The following is a 913-nucleotide window of genomic DNA, read 5'->3' on the forward strand; positions in this document are numbered from 1 at the left end:
GGGGAGGAGCCCAGAGTCTGAATCAGCGCGTGTGTTAGTGGAAGCGTCTGGAAAGTCGCACGATACAGGGTGAAAGTCCCGTACACAAAAATGCACACGTTGTGAACTCGAAGAGTAGGGCGGGACACGTGGTATCCTGTCTGAATATGGGGGGACCATCCTCCAAGGCTAAATACTCCTGACTGACCGATAGTGAACCAGTACCGTGAGGGAAAGGCGAAAAGAACCCCGGCGAGGGGAGTGAAAAAGAACCTGAAACCGTGTACGTACAAGCAGTGGGAGCCTCTTTTATGGGGTGACTGCGTACCTTTTGTATAATGGGTCAGCGACTTATATTCTGTAGCAAGGTTAACCGTATAGGGGAGCCGAAGGGAAACCGAGTCTTAACTGGGCGTTAAGTTGCAGGGTATAGACCCGAAACCCGGTGATCTAGCCATGGGCAGGTTGAAGGTTGGGTAACACTAACTGGAGGACCGAACCGACTAATGTTGAAAAATTAGCGGATGACTTGTGGCTGGGGGTGAAAGGCCAATCAAACCGGGAGATAGCTGGTTCTCCCCGAAAGCTATTTAGGTAGCGCCTCGTGAACTCATCTTCGGGGGTAGAGCACTGTTTCGGCTAGGGGGCCATCCCGGCTTACCAACCCGATGCAAACTACGAATACCGAAGAATGTTATCACGGGAGACACACGGCGGGTGCTAACGTCCGTCGTGAAGAGGGAAACAACCCAGACCGCCAGCTAAGGTCCCAAAGTCATGGTTAAGTGGGAAACGATGTGGGAAGGCACAGACAGCCAGGATGTTGGCTTAGAAGCAGCCATCATTTAAAGAAAGCGTAATAGCTCACTGGTCGAGTCGGCCTGCGCGGAAGATGTAACGGGGCTAAACCATGCACCGAAGCTGCGGCAGCGAC

Annotated in this window: 1 rRNA gene; it reads left to right on the top strand. The window is 52.8% G+C overall.

From position 1 onward, the window contains the following. Nucleotides 1–913, top strand: a 23S ribosomal RNA gene (locus ETG88_RS13860); the annotation flags it as partial.

Source organism: Lelliottia nimipressuralis (assembly GCF_004115925.1).
Lineage (GTDB): Bacteria > Pseudomonadota > Gammaproteobacteria > Enterobacterales > Enterobacteriaceae > Enterobacter > Enterobacter nimipressuralis.